Here is a 15,522-nt window from a genome sequence, read left to right on the forward strand (position 1 = left end):
GCAGCGTCCGAGATGCGGTTTACGCACCGCAAAACGCCGTGAGTGGCGTTAGAACTCGCTTGCGGCGCGGTCGTCGCGCCGATTCGACGCCGCGACGGCGTCGCCAGACCGGAGCGAGGCCCCGCATGTCGGACGACCGCTACCACAAGGACCGTTTGGGCAACCGCCGCCTGGCGCCTGAGACCCTGATGCTCGGCTACGGCTACGATCCCGCCCTGTCGGAGGGGGCGGTGAAGCCGCCGGTCTTCCTCACTTCGACCTTCGTGTTCACCTCCGCCGAGCACGGCAAGGCGTTCTTCGATTACGTCTCGGGCAGGCGCGAGCCGCCGGCCGGCGAGGCGGCGGGCCTGGTCTATTCGCGGTTCAACCACCCCAACAGCGAGATCGTCGAGGACCGCCTGGCGGTGTTCGAGGAGGCGGAGGCCGCGCTCCTGTTCTCGTCGGGCATGTCGGCCATCGCCACGGTGATCCTGGCCCATGCCCGGCCCGGCGACGTGGTGCTGCATTCCCAGCCGCTCTATGGCGGCACCGAGACGCTGATCGCCAAGACGCTCTCCGGCTTCCAGATCGGTGCGGTCGGTTTCCAGGACGGCACCGACGAGGGCAGCATCACGGCGGCGGCCGAGGCCGCGGAGGCGATGGCGCGCAAGAGCGGTGGGCGCGTCAGCGTCGTGATGGTCGAGACGCCGTCGAACCCCTTGAACACCCTGGTCGATCTCGAACTGGTGCGCCGGGCCGCCGACCGGATCGGCACCAATCAGGGTGGGTCGGCGCCGGTGGTGGTCTGCGACAACACCCTGCTTGGCCCCCTCTTCCAGCACCCGCTGCGCCTTGGTGCCGACATCTCGGTCTACTCGCTGACGAAATATGTCGGCGGCCATTCCGATCTCATCGCCGGGGCGGCGCTCGGCGCGGCGGCCCGGATGAAGCCGGTGCGGCTCCTGCGCTCGGCGATCGGCACCCAGCTCGATCCGCATTCGTGCTGGATGCTCGGGCGCTCGCTCGAGACCCTGACGCTCCGGATGGAGAAGGCCAACCGCAACGGCGAGATCATCGCCGAACGCTTGCGCGACCACCCGAAGGTGACGCGGCTGCACCATCTCGGCCATCTCGAACCCGGCTCCGGCGCGGCCCGGGTCTACGCGGCGCAATGCGCCGCGCCCGGCTCGACCTTCTCGTTCGACGTGGCCGGCGGTGAGCCGGAGGCGTTCCGGGTCCTCAACGCGCTCCAGCTGTTCAAGCTGGCGGTGAGCTTGGGCGGCACCGAATCGCTCGCCAGCCACCCGGCGTCGACCACCCATTCGGGGGTACCGAAGGAGGTGCGCGACCGGCTCGGGGTCACCGACGCGACGATCCGGGTCTCGATCGGTATCGAGCATCCGGAGGATCTGGCGGCGGACCTGGAGGCGGCGCTCGCGACCCTGGGCTGAAAAGCGGCCCCAAAGCGGCATTTCGGGCCCGTTTCGGCTTGCCCCGGCGGGCCCCCTCCGCATGATGGCCGCCCCGAGCCCCGCCCGATTCCCGCGGCGGGGCTCCCTCATCCGCGAAGATCGAGGCCCCGCCGCTCCCGATGACCGAGCACGCCGTCTCCGGCTCCTACAAGGAGGTCATCCTCTTCCTGGTCACCGCCGGGATCGTGGTGCCGCTGTTCCATCGCCTGCGCGTCAGCCCGGTCCTCGGTTTCATCGGGGCGGGCGCGCTCCTCGGGCCGTCGGGCCTCGGGCGGCTGACCGAGACCGTGCCGTGGCTCGGCGCCGTGACGATCTCGAACCGCACCGAGATCGCGCATCTCGCCGAGCTCGGCGTGGTGTTTCTGATGTTCATGATCGGGGTCGAGCTGTCCTGGGAGCGGTTGCGCATCCTGCGCCGCCTCGTCTTCGGCCTCGGCTCGTTGCAGGTGGTGGTGTCGAGCCTCCTCGTCGGGGCGGTGCTGATGGCGCTCGAGGTCTCGCCGATCGCCGCGATCCTGGTCGGGTTGGCGCTGGCGCTCTCCTCCACCGCCATCGTGCTGCCGGTGCTCGCCGAGCAGAAGCGGCTCAACACGCCCGCCGGCCGGGCGAGCTTCGCGGTGCTGCTGTTCCAGGATCTCGCCGTCGCGCCCGTCCTGTTCGCCATCGCGGTGCTCGGCCGCAAGGACGGCGACGCGGTGACGGGGCTCGCGCTCGCGCTCGGCCAGGCGGCGGTAGCGCTCGGGCTGCTGGTGGTCGCCGGACGCCTGGGGTTGCGGCCGCTGTTCCAGCTCGTCGCCCGCACCCGCAGCCCCGAATTGTTCATGGCGGCCTGCCTCCTCGTCATCGCGGCGACCGCCCTGGTCGCGGCGGCGAGCGGGCTGTCGATGACGCTCGGCGCCTTCGTGGCGGGCTTGCTCCTCGCCGAGACCGAGTATCGCCGGGCGATCGAGGCGACGATCGACCCGTTCAAGGGCCTGCTGCTCGGGGTGTTCTTCGTCTCGGTCGGCATGGGAATCGATCCGGCGGTCCTGATGAAGACGCCGCTCACCATCCTCGGCCTCGCCCTCGGGCTTCTCGTCCTGAAAGGCGGAGTGATCGTCGCGATCGGCACCGCGCTGCGCCTGCCTCGCGCCGTGGCGCTCGAATCCGCCCTGCTGCTCGGGCCGGGCGGCGAATTCGCCTTCGTGCTCGTCGGCAGCGCGCTCGCCGCCGGGCTGGTGCCCGAGGATCTCGGCCAGGCGGCGCTCGTCGTCACCACCGCCACGATGGTGATGATCCCGGGCCTCGCGGCTTTGGCCCGCCGCCTCGGCCGGCGGATCGACCGGACCTCGCTGGGCCGGGCCCGGGCCGAGCCGCCCCCGGCGGAGCGCCAGCCCGGCCGGGTGATCGTCGCGGGCTACGGCCGGGTCGGCCGGCTCGTCGCCGAGATGCTGGCCCGCCACAAGGTGCCCTACATCGCCCTCGACATGGATGCCGCCCGCGTCTCCGACCAGCGCCGCCTCGGCAACCCGGTCTATTTCGGCGATTCGGCCAATCCCGACCTGCTGCGCCGCTGCGGCATCGACACCGCCCGCGCGCTCGTCGTCACCCTCGACCAGCCCCGCGCCGTCGAGGCGGTGGTGGCCTCCGCCCGCGCCGAGCGGCCGGACCTCACCATCGTCGCCCGGGCGCGCGACGCCCGCCACGCCACCGCCCTCTACGAGATGGGCGTCGACGATGCCGTGCCCGAGACGATCGAGGCCTCGCTCCAGCTCTCGGAAGCCGTGCTGGTCGATGTCGGGGTGCCGATGGGCCTCGTCATCGCCTCGATCCACGAGCGCCGCGACGAGTTCCGGGCGATCCTGCGCCGCAAGGAGGCGCCGCCGGCCCCCGCCTTCCAGGCCCGCCGCACCGTGGGGAAGGCGCCGTGACGGGTCTCGGCTCGCAGCAGGAAGCGGCGCTCAAGGCGGTGTCGGACTGGCTGAAGCGCGGCAGCCCGCAGGTCTTCCGCCTGTTCGGCTTCGCCGGCACCGGCAAGACCACCCTGGCCAAGCGCCTCGCCGAGGACGTCGAGGGCGGGGTGCTGTTCTGCGCCTATACCGGCAAGGCGGCCTCGGTGATGCGCGCCCGCGGCTGCCCGGATGCGTCCACCATCCACAGCCTGATCTACCGCACCCGAGAGGATACCGAGGGCGGGCCGGCCTTCACCCTCAACCGCACCGGGCCGGTGAGCAAGGCGGCTCTCGTCGTCATCGACGAATGCTCGATGGTCGACGGCGACCTCGGCAACGACCTTCTCTCCTTCGGCACGCCGGTGCTGGTGCTGGGCGATCCGGCGCAGCTGCCGCCGGTGAAGGGCGGCGGCTTCTTCACCGAGGCCGAGCCCGACGTGATGCTCACGGAGGTCCACCGCCAGGCCGCCGACAACCCGATCGTGCGCCTCGCCATGACGGTGCGGGAGGGCGGACGGCTCGATTTCGGCGCCTATGGCGAGAGCCGGGTGATCCCGCGCCGCGAGATCGACCCCGCGACGGTGCTCGCTGCCGATCAGGTGCTGGTCGGCATGAACCGCACCCGGCGGCTCTACAATGGCCGCATGCGCGAGCTGATCGGCCACGTCGATCCGATGCCGGCGGTGGGCGAGAAGCTGGTCTGCCTGCGCAACGACCGCACCAAGGGCCTGCTCAACGGCTCGACCTGGACCGTCCAGGCCCTGCGCGCCGCCCCCCGCCCCGACCTCGTGCGGCTCGACGTGGTGCCGGAGGACGATCCGGCGCTCCGGCGCAAGCCCCAGGACATCCGGGTCCTGCGCTCGGTCATCGCCGGCAGCGAGGAGGAGGTGCCGGCGATCCTGCGGCGCGAGACGGAAGAGTTCACCTACGGCTACGCCCTCACCGTCCACAAGGCGCAGGGGTCGCAATGGGACAAGGTGGTGCTGTTCGACGAATCCTATGCGTTTCGCGAGCACCGGGCGCGCTGGCTCTACACGGCGCTGACCCGGGCGGCGGAGACGATCACCGTGGTGGTGTAGCGCGCGGAACGCCTTGCGCATCCGCCTTCGTGCGCTACCCTGCCGGCATGTCGATCGAAGTGTCCTATACCTTGCGGAAGGCCGAGCCCGGCGCCCTGCTCCGGGAACTCGACGATGTCCGGATCACGACCGACGTGACGACCGATGACGGGGACACGATCGCCGCCGGTACCGAGGGCACGGTCGTCGCCGTATGGAACGCGGGCGAAGCCTATGACGTCGAGTTTCCGGAGCCGATGGGGGCACTGGCGACGGTGAAGGCCGCCGATCTCGTGCGCGTCGGACGCTCGGTGCCTTGAGCGAGGACGGGTGGCGGCCTGCCCTCGAGGTACCCGGCAGCAATCTCGTTCATTATTTGCTGAATGTCGATCATCCCAAAGGCGGCCCGAAAGCACGGTTCTTCCTGGCCTTCGGCTTCGATCCCATCCAGCCCGAGATCATGGCGGAAGCCCTCATCGTGCAGGCCACCGACGCTCGGTGCATTCTGCGCCCCGTGGAGAACGGACCCTACCGCCGGATGATCGTCGAGGGACCGATGGAGACGCCGGACGGCCGCCTGCCACGGGTCCGCAGTGTCTGGCAATGGCAGGACGGAGCGATGTGGCGTCTCGTCACCGCCGTGCCGCTCACCTGACGCGATGAGCACCGGTCAAGCAGCATGCAGAGTGAAGTGAGCCGGGGGAGATGTATCCTGGTTGAAGCCCTGCACGACGATGCGGCCGAGCACTTGCGGAGGCTGATCCGAGAAGGCCTTGAGAGTGGATCGAGCCCATGGGAGACCATGGCCGAGATAAAGGCCGAGGCGCGCCGGCGCTTGGATGCGTCCGTCGCGAAGGCCGGTCTGGATGGTCCGACGCCCGGGTCTCATGCCGGTCCGTCTTGCGCCACGAACTCAAGCACGGCGGCCACGGCCTCCGCGGGCGCCAACACCGCGCTATCGATGACGAGGCGCGGCCGGTCCCACGGCGCGTAGTCGAGGCGCTGGATCGCCTCCCACGAGGGCGGGACGAGGCCGGGAATGTCGGAGAGCCGCCCCTCGACCCGGCGGCGATGCTCCTCATGGTCCGAGCACACGACCTCGACGTCGATCAGCCGCACGGCGGCCCGGGCGGCCACCGCCCGCCAGCCCTCGCGGCTGGCCGTGACCGGATTGACGCAATCGGCCACGACGACCCGCCCGTCGCTCAGGTTCGCGCCCGCGAGCGCCTGCGCCACCGCGTAGCCGGACGCGCCGACTGGGCCGGCCAGCACGCACGCATCCCGGATCGCCTGCTCGATGACGTCGACGCGCAGATGGGTCGCCGCGAGGGCTTGGGCGACGGCGCGGGAGATGGTGGTCTTCCCGGTCCCGGGCAGGCCGGCGAACACGATCAGCATCGCGAGGCTCCTCGGCATCGGTCCTCGCTCCGACCTTATTCGCCGGCGGCCTGCCGCTGCTCGATCTCCCGCGTCTTGCGGTCGTAACGATTCGACGCGACCTTGAGAGCGAGCAGACCGCCGGCGATCAGCGCGGCGCTCACGCCGAGGATCTGCCATGCGTAAGCGGTGGTCATCGTTTGTCAGTCCTCTGCCCTGAGAAATCGAAGCGCAGCCTGACCGGCGAGGTGGAAGCATACGCCCGCGACGAGGAGAAGTCCTCCGCCATGGGCGAAAACATCGTATCGGCCCTGCGCGATCGGAATCACGAAGGTCGCGCCGAAGACGGCGATGGCCAGTGAGTTGAACAGGGAAGCGAGCAGCTTGGCTCCCTCGTTGAATCGTTTCGCGCGGTGCTTCGGGTCGCCGTGAGGCATCGGATGTCCGGCGGGAGCGACCGAGTGTCGTTTCGCGCTATCGTATCACATCACCCTGCGTCAGGTAGGCGCCGGACACCAGGATCTCCGCTCCGCACCCTACCCCCGGCTGGACGAACGCCCCGGGAACCCCCACCTACGCCGCAGCACGACAAAGACAGCCTGCCCCGGAGAGACATCCTTGGCCAACGACGACGCGGGGGGCGCCCCCCGCATGCATGCGACGACGATCCTGATGGTGCGCAAGGGCGGCCGGGTGGTGATCGGGGGTGACGGGCAGGTCAGCCTCGGCCAGACCATCGTCAAGGGCAATGCCCGCAAGGTGCGCCGCCTCGCCAAGGGCTCGGTGATCGGGGGCTTTGCCGGCGCCACCGCCGATGCCTTCACGCTGTTCGAACGGCTGGAGGCGAAGCTCGAGCAGTATCCGGGCCAGCTCACCCGGGCTTGCGTGGAACTCACCAAGGACTGGCGCACCGACCGCTACCTGCGCCGCCTCGAGGCGATGATGCTGGTCGCCGACAAGGATGTGAGCCTGCTGCTCTCCGGTGCTGGCGACGTGCTGGAGCCCGAGGGCGGCGTGATGGCGATCGGGTCTGGCGGCAACTACGCGCTCGCCGCCGCCCGGGCGCTGGAGGAGCAGGACCTCGACGCCGAGGCGATCGTGCGCCGCGCCATGCGGATCGCCGCCGAGATCTGCGTCTATACGAATGGCAGCCTGGTGATCGAGAGCCTGGACGCCGCCTGAGCGCGGCCCGCTTCCTCTCTCACCCGCCTGCGAGTTCCCGCGAAGAACCCCGCGAAGTACCCCATGACCACCTTCTCCCCCCGCGAAATCGTCTCCGAGCTCGACCGCTACATCGTCGGCCAGGGCGATGCGAAGCGCGCGGTCGCGATCGCGTTGCGCAACCGCTGGCGCCGCCAGCAGCTCCAGGGCCCGCTCCGCGAGGAGGTGGCGCCCAAGAACATCCTGATGATCGGCCCGACCGGCTGCGGCAAGACCGAGATCTCGCGCCGCCTGGCGCGGCTCGCCGGGGCGCCGTTCCTGAAGGTCGAGGCGACGAAGTTCACCGAAGTGGGCTATGTCGGCCGCGACGTCGAGCAGATCGTGCGCGACCTCGTCGAGATCGGCATCGGCCTCAAGCGCGACGAGAAGCGCCGGGGCGTCCAGGCCAAGGCGGAGGCCGCGGCCGAGAACCGCGTGCTCGACGCGCTGGTCGGCCCGACCGCCAGCCAGGCGACACGCGACGCCTTCCGCAAGCGCCTGAGGGCCGGCGAGCTCGACGACAAGGAGGTCGAGCTGGAGCTGGCAGCCGGCGCTCCCCAGGGCATGCCGATGTTCGAGATCCCGGGCATGCCGGGTGCGGCCATGGGGGCGATCAATCTCGGCGACATGCTCGGCAAGGCGCTCGGCAACCAGAAAGGCAAGCCGCGGCGGATGACCGTGCGCGACGCCTACGCACCGCTGATCAGCGAGGAATCCGACAAGCTCCTCGACCAGGACAGCGTGGTGCAGGAGGCGCTTCGCGACGTGCAGGACAACGGCATCGTCTTCCTTGACGAGATCGACAAGATCTGCGCCCGGGAGGGCCGCTCCGGTGCCGACGTGTCGCGCGAGGGCGTGCAGCGCGACCTCCTGCCGCTCATCGAGGGCACCACGGTGGCGACGAAGCACGGGCCGGTGAAGACCGACCACATCCTGTTCATCGCCAGCGGCGCCTTCCACGTCTCGAAACCCTCCGACCTGCTGCCGGAGTTGCAGGGCCGCCTGCCGATCCGCGTCGAGCTGAGCCCGCTCACCGTCGACGATTTCCGCCGCATCCTGACCGAGACCGAGGCGAGCCTGACCAAGCAGGCGGTGGCGCTCATGGCGACGGAGGGCGTGACGATCGACTTCACCGACGACGCCATCGACGCGCTCGCCAAGGTCGCCGTCGACGTGAATTCCTCGGTCGAGAATATCGGGGCGCGCCGGCTCCAGACCGTGCTGGAGCGGGTGCTCGACGACGTGTCGTTCACGGCCCCCGACCGCTCCGGCGAGACGGTGACGATCGATGCGGGTTACGTCCGCGACCGGGTCGAGAGCCTGGCGCAGAATGCCGATCTGAGCCGGTTCATCCTCTGAAGCCTGCCGGGGCGGATCCTATCCGCCCCAGACCTGCCCCGGCCTGAGTGGCAAGAACCGCTCCGTCGGCACCTCGGCCGCCGCCAGCGCCCGCCCCAAAGCCTCCGCCGGTTCGCCCGGGCCCTCGTTGGTGAGCCGGAACGTGCCCCAATGGTGGCCCAGCGCCTGCTCGGCCCCGACCTCCTGGAAGACCCGCACCGCCTCCTCCGGGTTCATGTGTTGCGGCTGCATGAACCAGCGCGGCTCGTAGGCGCCGATCGGCAGGGTGGCGAGCCGCGGCGCGCCGAAGCGCGCGCGCACGTCCCGGAAGATCGCCCCGTCGCCGTAGCCGGTATCGCCGACATGGTAGAGCACCCCCTGCGGGGTGGTGAGCACGAAGGCGCACCAGAGCGCCATGCGCCGGTCGTTCACGCCCCGGGCCGACCAATGTGTGGCCGGCACCAGGTGAACCACGAGTCCCCCGCCGAGATCGACCGAGCCGCCCCAGTCCCGGGTCTCGACGGGAATCGTCGCGTCGTAGGTGCGGAGGATCGCGTCGTTGCCGAGCGGCGCCACGAAGGTCGGGGCGTGCTCGGCCCAGAGCCGGGCGAGGATCGGCCCGTCGAGATGGTCGTAGTGGTTGTGGGTGATCAGCACCGCGTCGATCGGCGGCAGCGCGGTGAAGGCGATGCCCGGCGGGTTGGCGCGCTTCGGCCCGGTGAAGCCGACCGGGCTCGCGCGCTTGGCGTAGACCGGATCGACCAGGATGTTGCGGCCCGCGACCTGGATCAGCAGGCTGGCATGGCCGATATGGACGACCCGCAATCCATCGACCCGCTCAGGCGGCGCGTCCTGCGGGAACGGGCTCGGCACGCTCGCCGGCCAGGCCTCCCGGCCGCCGCCGAGCTGCCAGCGCGCCACCTCGCCGAAGCCCTTGTCCTGCGGCTGCCCCGGCGAGAAGAACCGCACGCCGTCGAAATGGTCGCTGACCGGGCCCCGGTAATACGGGTTGCGGCTGCGCTTGTGCGCCGCGTAGCCGACGCCGCCGAGCGTCATCACGGTCATGGCGCTGGCGAGCTTGAGGAAGCCACGATTCTTCATGCCGGGGAGATGAGCGAATGATGGCCGAAGTCAAGGTGGGGAGGCGCGGACCCTTCGCCGCGCCCTGATCGCATTGCACAATCCTCGGTGATGGTTATGTTCGGATCATCGGCAACAACAGGAAGGAGGTGATCCAGTGTCTCATTGTCATCAGCCGCGGTCGTCTGCGCGCCGGACCTGGATCGTCGCCTCCGGCTTCACGGCCTGAGCGTACGACGAACACTCCAGGATCGGTGAGATCCTGACAGATCGACACGTCGGACCGCGGTTCGGCAATGGAAGGGCTGCCCTGGCAACGGGGCGGCCCTTCGTCATGTTCGGGACAGCGGCAGTACGTCAGAGGCTGCGCTCCAGCGCCATCACCTCCGCCTCCTTCAGCAGGCGGCGCAGGGTGGCGTTCTCGGCCTCCAGTTCGTGGATGCGGGCGAGCAGCGCCGCCGGGGTGACCTCGGCCCCGGCAGGCGTCGGCCGGGCCGGTTCTTCCGCGAAGGTCACCCCGATGCTGTCGGCCTTGCGCCAGCGCAGGGTCGCCTTGTGGGTGCGGTCCTTGGCCGGGATGATGAGGTCGAAACCATTCGGCAGGGTCGCGGTCTCGCTGAGCATCAGCCGGGCGCCCGAGGCCGAGATGTCGCGGACCAGGCAATCCATGCTGGAATTGCCGTTGTTGAAGACGATGCGTCCCTTCAGGAACGTCCGCAGGCGGGTTTCCCTGCGCAGCTCGGACATGTCGGACATGGCGGCCAGCCCCGTTCGGCCTCGCGGGTTTCGGATGCCCGCGAGACTGCCTCACAGACCTTTAAGGAAGGTTCGCCGTGATCGCCGAGTCGCGCGGAACATGATGCTTCAACCCTGGGCCGAGGCCATGCTCTGGAAGAGGTAGAAGCCGTTGAAGCGCACCGCGGTCGCGGCCGCCGTGCCGTCGAAGCCGGTGGGCTCCGGCGTGCTGCCGTCGAGCTTGCCGCCGAAGGCCCAGCGCGCCTCGGTGACGAAGGCCGGCACGGCGTAATCCTCCGGCACCGCGCAAACGAGGCCGTCGAGACCTTTCAGGCAGAACAGGTTGTAGCTTCGCATCGGATCGCCTCCGCTCGCAGGTGCTGCCATGGCGTCCATTCGCTAACGGCTGATTGGGCCGAGACTATGTCAGCCCGTGGCGCCGGGTGCCACCGCAATCTCGGCCATGACGCTAGGTCCTGACCGCCGGAAAGCGATATGATCACGAGATCGTGCGCACGGGGAACCACGGAAAGACATGAGAATGAATGCCGACACGCGCGGGACACCGGATGCTGCGCTGCATCATCCTGCCGGCAACTGCGATCGATTCCAATTGTGCAGGATCTGGTCGATCGTCGCCACTTCGAGCTGCTGGCCGAAGCGTTGCCGGTAGAGCGTCATCATCGCGTCGTGGGTCTCGTCGGAGGAGGAGCAGACAGCATCGGTGGCGAGCACGATGCGGTAGCCGCGATCGACCGCGCCGAGCACGGTGGCGAGCACGCAGACATCGGTCTCGCCGCCGGTGATCACCAGGGTCTCGGCCCGTCGCCCCCGCAGGCAGGCCTCGAGGCCCGGCTCCATCCAGGGCGAGTAGACGGTCTCTGTCGACGACCTCGGCCGGGGGCGTCATCGCGGCGAGGTCCGGCACCAGCCCGACCATCTCCTCCCCGAGCCGCTCCACCGTCATCTCGGCCCAGCGCTCCCAGTCGCGCTTCCAGCAGTCCCGCCCCTCGCCCGGATAGCGCGCCGGGACGAAGCGGGTGAACAGCGTGCGCTCCGGCACGGCGCTCGCGAGGTGCAGGACCCGCGGCAGCACCCGATCCATCCAGGGCATGTGCCAGGCGGTCGCCTGCGCGAAGAGGTTCTGCATGTCGACGCAGACATGCACCGCGCGCCCGTCGGGCGGACCGTTCGGCAGGGCGTCGATCTCGGTGGGTGTGGCAGCCATGCGGGGTCGGGCTCCCGGCGCGGGGCTCTTCGTGTCCCCGGGGCCCGACCGACGCTTACACCTCATTGGGGTTTCTTGGCTCACCCCTTCGGGACGTTGCGCTCCAGTTCGTCGAGCCAGATCCGGGCATTGCCGTCCGAGGGTGCGCGCCAGTCGCCCCGGGGCGAGAGGGCGCCGCCCGCCGCCACCTTCGGCCCGTTCGGCAGGGCCGAGCGCTTGAACTGGCTGAAGCCGAAGAAGCGGCGCAGGAACACCGTCAGCCAGGCCCGGATCTCCGGCAGGGCGTAAGCTCCCCGCTTCGCCTCCGGGAATCCGGGCGGCCAGGGCCCGCGCCCGGCATCCTCCCAGGCCATCAGCGACAGGAAGGCGATCTTCGAGGGCCGATAGCCATAGCGCAGCGTGTAGAACAGGTTGAAGTCCTGGAGCGCGTAGGGGCCGATCTTCGATTCGGTGCTCTGGATCGTCTCGCCCTCCCGTGCCGGCACCAGCTCGGGCGAGATCTCGGTCTCCAGGATCGCCTCCAGGGTACGGCCGACCTCGTCGGAGAACTGCCCCGAGGCGATCACCCAGCGGATCAGGTGCTGGATCAGGGTCTTGGGCACCCCGGCATTGACCGCGTAATGGGACATCTGGTCCCCGACGCCGTAGGTGCACCAGCCGAGCGCCAGTTCCGAGAGGTCGCCGGTGCCGATCACGATCGCGTCGTGCTGGTTGGCGAGCCGGAACAGGTAATCGGTGCGCAAGCCCGCCTGCACGTTCTCGAAGGTCACGTCGTAGACCTCCTCGCCGCGCCCGAACGGGTGGCCCATATCGGCGAGCATCTGCCGGGCGGCCGGCCTGATGTCGAGTTCGGCCGCCCGGGTGCCCAGCGAGGCCATCAGCCGGTGGGCGTTGGCCTTGGTCTCGTCCGAGGTGGCGAAGCCCGGCATCGTGTAGGTGAGGATGTCCGAGCGCGGCAGGCCGAGCTGGTCGAAGGCACGGGCCGCCACGATCAGCGCGTGGGTCGAGTCGAGCCCGCCCGAGATCCCGATCACCACCCGCTTCGTGCCGATCGCCTGGAGGCGCTGGGCGAGGCCGGCGACCTGGATGTTGTAGCCCTCGTAGCAATCCTGCGCGAGGCGGGCGGGATCGGCCGGCACGAACGGGAAGCGCTCGACCGTGCGGTGGAAGCCGAGATCCGCCTCGGGCGGTGCCACCCGGAACGGCACCCTGCGATAGGCCGGCGCGGTCCGCAGCGCCTCCCTGGCATTGTCCTCGAAGCTGCCCATCTGGGCCCGCTCCTGGCGCAGCCGGTCGAGGTCGATATCGGCGAGCGTCACCTGCGGTTCGGCGGGGAAGCGCGCGCCCTCGGCCAGCACCTCGCCGTCCTCGTAGATCGCGGTCTGGCCGTCCCAGGAGAGATCGGTGGTCGATTCGCCCGGGCCCGCCGCGGCGTAGATGTAGGCCGCAAGGCAGCGCGCCGAGGCCGACCGGCACAGGAGCGTGCGGCTCTCGGCCCGCCCGATGGTGATCGGGCTGCCCGAGAGGTTGGCGAGCACCGTCGCGCCGGCGAGTGCCGCGAGCGAAGAGGGCGGCACCGGGATCCACATGTCCTCGCAGATCTCGACCCCGAGGACGAGGCCCGGCAGGTCCTCGGCCGGGAACAGCAGGTCGGTGCCGAACGGGGCTTCCGTCTCGCCGAGGCGGATCGTCTCGCCCGTCACCCCGGCGCCGGAGGCGAAGTGGCGCTTCTCGTAGAACTCGCGGTAGTTCGGCAGGTAGCTCTTCGGCACCACCCCGAGCAGCCGGCCGCGATGGACGATCGCGGCGGTGTTGTAGATCCGGTTGCGATGGCGAAGCGGCGCGCCGATCACGAGGACCGGCATCAGCGCGCGGCTGGCCTCGACGAGGGAGAGGAGCGCCGCCTCGACCCGCTCGAGCAGCGTCTCCTGCAACAGCAGGTCCTCGAGGGCGTAGGCCGACAGGCAGAGTTCCGGAAACACCGCCACCGCGACGCCGTCCGCGTCGCACCGTTCGGCCAAGCGCCGGATCTCGGCCGCGTTGGCCTCCGGATCGGCGATGTGGCTGCGGCCGACGCAAGCCGCGACCCGGGCGAAACCGTGCCGGTAGAGGGATCGAAACATCGCGCGGGCAGCCCCTTCTCGCCGGAATTGCCCCTGCTCCTTAACGCGCCCGCGCGCCGCCCGGTACCGGTGCCCGTGCCTAATCGGGCGTTAACGATGACATGCCTAACTGGTGCGACGTACGCGGCCGCGGGCCGCCCACACAGTCATTCGGCATCATGAGACAATCGGGACGGCCACCCTTCTCCGACTCCTCGCCGCGTGCGCCCCAGCGGGTGCGCGACCATCTCCGCACGCCGGAGCGCCGGGAGCGCCCCCTCGGCGTCCTCGCCCAGACGGTGATGAGCCTGCGGGCCCTCCTGGCCCGCCGCTTCGCGCCTCCCGCGCCCCCGCCCGCCCAGCGGGACTACACCTTGAGCCGGCGCGCCACGCCGAGCTGGATGGCCGACGCCCTGGTGCGCCCCGACGCGCCGGAGCCCGGCGGCATGCCCCCGGCGCTCCCTGAGCCGTGGAGCCAGAGCCCGTTCGCCCCGGCGGCCCACCCCGCCCCGCGCCCGGCGCGGACGGCTGTCCCGGAAGGCTGGGCGCCCGATCCGGCGCTGATGCAGGCTCCGATGCCGAATGCGGCCTCGTCGTCCTGGCAAGCGCCCCCCGTCCGCCCGGCCCCTTCGGTGGCCGCGGTCCATGGCGGTCCGCGGGCCCGCCACGAGGGAGAGTTCGCCGGTGCTGCAGAGGCGCCGCACCAGCAGGCCTGGCCGCAGGATTCCCGAGGCCTCAGGCTGCAAGATCCCAGGTTGCAAGATCTCAGGTTGCAAGATCCCCGGCTGCAAGAGCCCCAGCTGCAGGATCCACGGCTGCAGGATCCTCTGCAGCAGGAATTCGTGTCCCTCCGGCCCGAAGCGGTCGTGCCGCCGGTCGAGCCGGCCCGGGCGCGCGCGTCCGACCCCGTCCTCATCGAACCCGTCCTCACGGCCGAGCCCGATCTCTTCGCGCCCCCGGCCGTCATGGTCGCCCCGGAGGCCTCGGCGCCGCGCCGCGCTTCGACCTGGGCACCGGACCCGGCCCTCACCCCCGAGGGCGGCTGGACCATGCCGATTCCCCCGGCCGGTCCGGCCCGGGCTGTGCTGACCCGCGCCCGCCGCCGCGACGCGGAGCCGTCCGCCGCGGTCCCGGAACCGCGGTCCCGTCCGGCGCCGCAAGCCTCGCTGCAGGATCTTTCGCCTCAGCGTCCCGCCGAGACCGGCGTGCGCTTCACCCGCACGCCCGACCACGTGCTGCAGGCGCGCCACCGCCGGCGCGAGCAGGTCCTGCGGGAGAAGGAAGAGGCCCTGCGCGCCGCCGAGGCCGAGGCCGCCGCCCTTGCGCAAGCCGAGCTCGCGGCCGCCGAGGCCGCCCGGGTCGAGGCCGAAGCGGCCCGCGCCGAAGCCGAGGCCGCCGCGGCGGCCGCCGCCGTGCCCCTGTGGCGCCAGCCCTACGTGCTGCCGCCGGGCGTGCGCTTCACCCGCACGCCGGACCACCTGCTGCGCCATTCGCAGGAGGAGATCGTCAGGTCCGAGGCCGTGCCGGAGCCCGCCATGCCGGAGCCCGCGGAGGCCGTGGCCGGCGATGGCGCGCCCGAGACCGGTTCGCTCGTCGAGTCGGCGGCCTCCTCCGCCGAGCCCGTTGCGATGGTGGGGCCCGCCGAGACCACCGCCATGACGGCGGAGGCGGTCGCGGAGGCCGTCGTCCTGGACATCGCTCAGGAGACCGTTCCGCCGATCGTCCAAGAGACCGTCCCGGACCTCGCCGAGCCTGCGAATTCCCCGGCCGAAGAGGCGCCGGTCGCGGTCGCCTGCGCGACGGAATCGCCCGCCGAATCCGGGATCGCCCCTCCCGACGCCGTCGCACCCGAGGCCGCATCGGCCGAACCGGTGCCGCTCACGCCGGACGTGACGGTTCCGCAGATGGTCGCGGTCGCCGAGGCGCCGGCCCTGCCGGCCCAGATCGTCGACGTGCCGCGACCCTTCGATGTGCCGCAAGTCTTCGATGTGCCGCAAATCTTCGATGTGCCGCAAATCTTCG

The 15,522-nt window shown here is 70.7% G+C and carries 14 protein-coding genes and 1 pseudogene; 7 read left to right on the plus strand and 8 right to left on the minus strand.

The genetic code is table 11. The features are described 5' to 3' along the window. The first annotated feature begins 125 nt into the window (after positions 1 to 125). The 5 genes from HBB12_RS08460 (at position 126) to HBB12_RS08480 (ending at position 5,095) form a co-directional block, all read left to right on the plus strand. Positions 126 to 1,430 (plus strand): cystathionine gamma-synthase family protein, encoded by a 1,305-nt coding sequence (locus HBB12_RS08460; protein WP_236988939.1) that lies wholly within the window; start codon positions 126 to 128, stop codon positions 1,428 to 1,430. Positions 1,431 to 1,570: 140 nt separating this feature from the next. Continuing rightward, complete coding sequence (locus HBB12_RS08465; RefSeq protein WP_236988940.1) at positions 1,571 to 3,361, plus strand: cation:proton antiporter domain-containing protein; 1,791 nt, start codon at positions 1,571 to 1,573, stop codon at positions 3,359 to 3,361. Continuing rightward, positions 3,358 to 4,461 carry an ATP-dependent DNA helicase gene (locus HBB12_RS08470; RefSeq protein WP_236988941.1) on the plus strand — a complete coding sequence of 368 codons (1,104 nt, stop codon included), beginning with the start codon at positions 3,358 to 3,360 and terminating at the stop codon, positions 4,459 to 4,461. Before HBB12_RS08465 ends, HBB12_RS08470 begins: the two co-directional genes overlap by 4 nt. A gap of 29 nt (positions 4,462 to 4,490) precedes the next feature. Continuing rightward, the gene (locus HBB12_RS08475; RefSeq protein WP_236988942.1) at positions 4,491 to 4,760 is read left to right on the plus strand and encodes a DUF4926 domain-containing protein; all 270 of its coding nucleotides are present in this window, start codon (positions 4,491 to 4,493) and stop codon (positions 4,758 to 4,760) included. Beyond that, positions 4,757 to 5,095: a DUF6883 domain-containing protein gene (locus HBB12_RS08480; RefSeq protein ID WP_236988943.1), complete on the plus strand. Its 339-nt coding sequence runs from the start codon at positions 4,757 to 4,759 to the stop codon at positions 5,093 to 5,095. The genes HBB12_RS08475 and HBB12_RS08480 overlap by 4 nt, the downstream gene beginning before the upstream one ends. Positions 5,096 to 5,325: 230 nt before the next feature. Here the strand turns inward: HBB12_RS08480 and HBB12_RS08485 are convergent, their stop codons facing one another. From HBB12_RS08485 to HBB12_RS08495, 3 genes are read right to left on the minus strand one after another with little or no spacing between them, the layout of a single operon-like run. Next, on the minus strand, positions 5,326 to 5,856 hold the full coding sequence (locus HBB12_RS08485) for a P-loop nucleotide/nucleoside kinase family protein (protein WP_442919241.1): 531 nt from the start codon (positions 5,854 to 5,856) through the stop codon (positions 5,326 to 5,328). A gap of 17 nt (positions 5,857 to 5,873) precedes the next feature. Continuing rightward, positions 5,874 to 6,014, minus strand: coding sequence for a hypothetical protein (locus tag HBB12_RS08490; RefSeq protein ID WP_236988944.1), 141 nt, complete (start codon positions 6,012 to 6,014; stop codon positions 5,874 to 5,876). Positions 6,015 to 6,020: 6 nt separating this feature from the next. Continuing rightward, positions 6,021 to 6,254 (minus strand): hypothetical protein, encoded by a 234-nt coding sequence (locus HBB12_RS08495; protein WP_236988945.1) that lies wholly within the window; start codon positions 6,252 to 6,254, stop codon positions 6,021 to 6,023. Positions 6,255 to 6,468: 214 nt separating this feature from the next. On the opposite strand from HBB12_RS08495, the gene hslV reads away from it, so the two are divergent. Then, on the plus strand, positions 6,469 to 6,999 hold the full coding sequence (gene hslV / locus HBB12_RS08500) for an ATP-dependent protease subunit HslV (protein ID WP_048431164.1): 531 nt from the start codon (positions 6,469 to 6,471) through the stop codon (positions 6,997 to 6,999). 63 nt (positions 7,000 to 7,062) lie between these two features. Beyond that, positions 7,063 to 8,376 carry an ATP-dependent protease ATPase subunit HslU gene (gene hslU / locus HBB12_RS08505; protein WP_236988946.1) on the plus strand — a complete coding sequence of 438 codons (1,314 nt, stop codon included), beginning with the start codon at positions 7,063 to 7,065 and terminating at the stop codon, positions 8,374 to 8,376. Between the two features lie 18 nt (positions 8,377 to 8,394). Here the strand turns inward: hslU and HBB12_RS08510 are convergent, their stop codons facing one another. The 5 genes and pseudogenes from HBB12_RS08510 to HBB12_RS08530 form a co-directional block, all read right to left on the minus strand. After that, on the minus strand, positions 8,395 to 9,456 hold the full coding sequence (locus HBB12_RS08510) for an MBL fold metallo-hydrolase (RefSeq protein ID WP_236988947.1): 1,062 nt from the start codon (positions 9,454 to 9,456) through the stop codon (positions 8,395 to 8,397). Positions 9,457 to 9,792: 336 nt separating this feature from the next. Further along, a complete protein-coding gene (locus tag HBB12_RS08515; RefSeq protein ID WP_236992702.1) occupies positions 9,793 to 10,182 on the minus strand; it encodes a PilZ domain-containing protein in 390 nt (129 codons plus the stop codon). A 117-nt stretch (positions 10,183 to 10,299) separates the two neighbouring features. After that, entirely contained in the window at positions 10,300 to 10,527 is a 228-nt protein-coding gene (locus tag HBB12_RS08520) for a hypothetical protein (RefSeq protein WP_236988948.1), read from the minus strand. Between the two features lie 225 nt (positions 10,528 to 10,752). After that, positions 10,753 to 11,320: pseudogene (locus tag HBB12_RS08525) on the minus strand (cysteine hydrolase family protein). 158 nt (positions 11,321 to 11,478) lie between these two features. Then, positions 11,479 to 13,521: an NAD(+) synthase gene (locus HBB12_RS08530; RefSeq protein WP_236988949.1), complete on the minus strand. Its 2,043-nt coding sequence runs from the start codon at positions 13,519 to 13,521 to the stop codon at positions 11,479 to 11,481. Between the last annotated feature and the right edge of the window lie 2,001 nt (positions 13,522 to 15,522).

The sequence above is a fragment of the Methylobacterium sp. SyP6R genome (assembly GCF_019216885.1).
GTDB lineage: Bacteria > Pseudomonadota > Alphaproteobacteria > Rhizobiales > Beijerinckiaceae > Methylobacterium.

What these genes read in the sequence shown, in the direction of transcription:
- HBB12_RS08460 (WP_236988939.1), top strand. Translation starts at nt 126, where the DNA reads ATGTCGGACGACCGCTACCACAAGGACCGTTTGGGCAACCGCCGCCTG.
- HBB12_RS08465 (WP_236988940.1), top strand. Translation starts at nt 1,571, where the DNA reads ATGACCGAGCACGCCGTCTCCGGCTCCTACAAGGAGGTCATCCTCTTC.
- HBB12_RS08485 (WP_442919241.1), bottom strand. Translation starts at nt 5,856, where the DNA reads ATGCCGAGGAGCCTCGCGATGCTGATCGTGTTCGCCGGCCTGCCCGGG.
- HBB12_RS08490 (WP_236988944.1), bottom strand. Translation starts at nt 6,014, where the DNA reads ATGACCACCGCTTACGCATGGCAGATCCTCGGCGTGAGCGCCGCGCTG.
- HBB12_RS08495 (WP_236988945.1), bottom strand. Translation starts at nt 6,254, where the DNA reads ATGCCTCACGGCGACCCGAAGCACCGCGCGAAACGATTCAACGAGGGA.
- hslV (WP_048431164.1), top strand. Translation starts at nt 6,469, where the DNA reads ATGCATGCGACGACGATCCTGATGGTGCGCAAGGGCGGCCGGGTGGTG.
- hslU (WP_236988946.1), top strand. Translation starts at nt 7,063, where the DNA reads ATGACCACCTTCTCCCCCCGCGAAATCGTCTCCGAGCTCGACCGCTAC.
- HBB12_RS08510 (WP_236988947.1), bottom strand. Translation starts at nt 9,456, where the DNA reads ATGAAGAATCGTGGCTTCCTCAAGCTCGCCAGCGCCATGACCGTGATG.
- HBB12_RS08515 (WP_236992702.1), bottom strand. Translation starts at nt 10,182, where the DNA reads ATGTCCGAGCTGCGCAGGGAAACCCGCCTGCGGACGTTCCTGAAGGGA.
- HBB12_RS08520 (WP_236988948.1), bottom strand. Translation starts at nt 10,527, where the DNA reads ATGCGAAGCTACAACCTGTTCTGCCTGAAAGGTCTCGACGGCCTCGTT.
- HBB12_RS08530 (WP_236988949.1), bottom strand. Translation starts at nt 13,521, where the DNA reads ATGTTTCGATCCCTCTACCGGCACGGTTTCGCCCGGGTCGCGGCTTGC.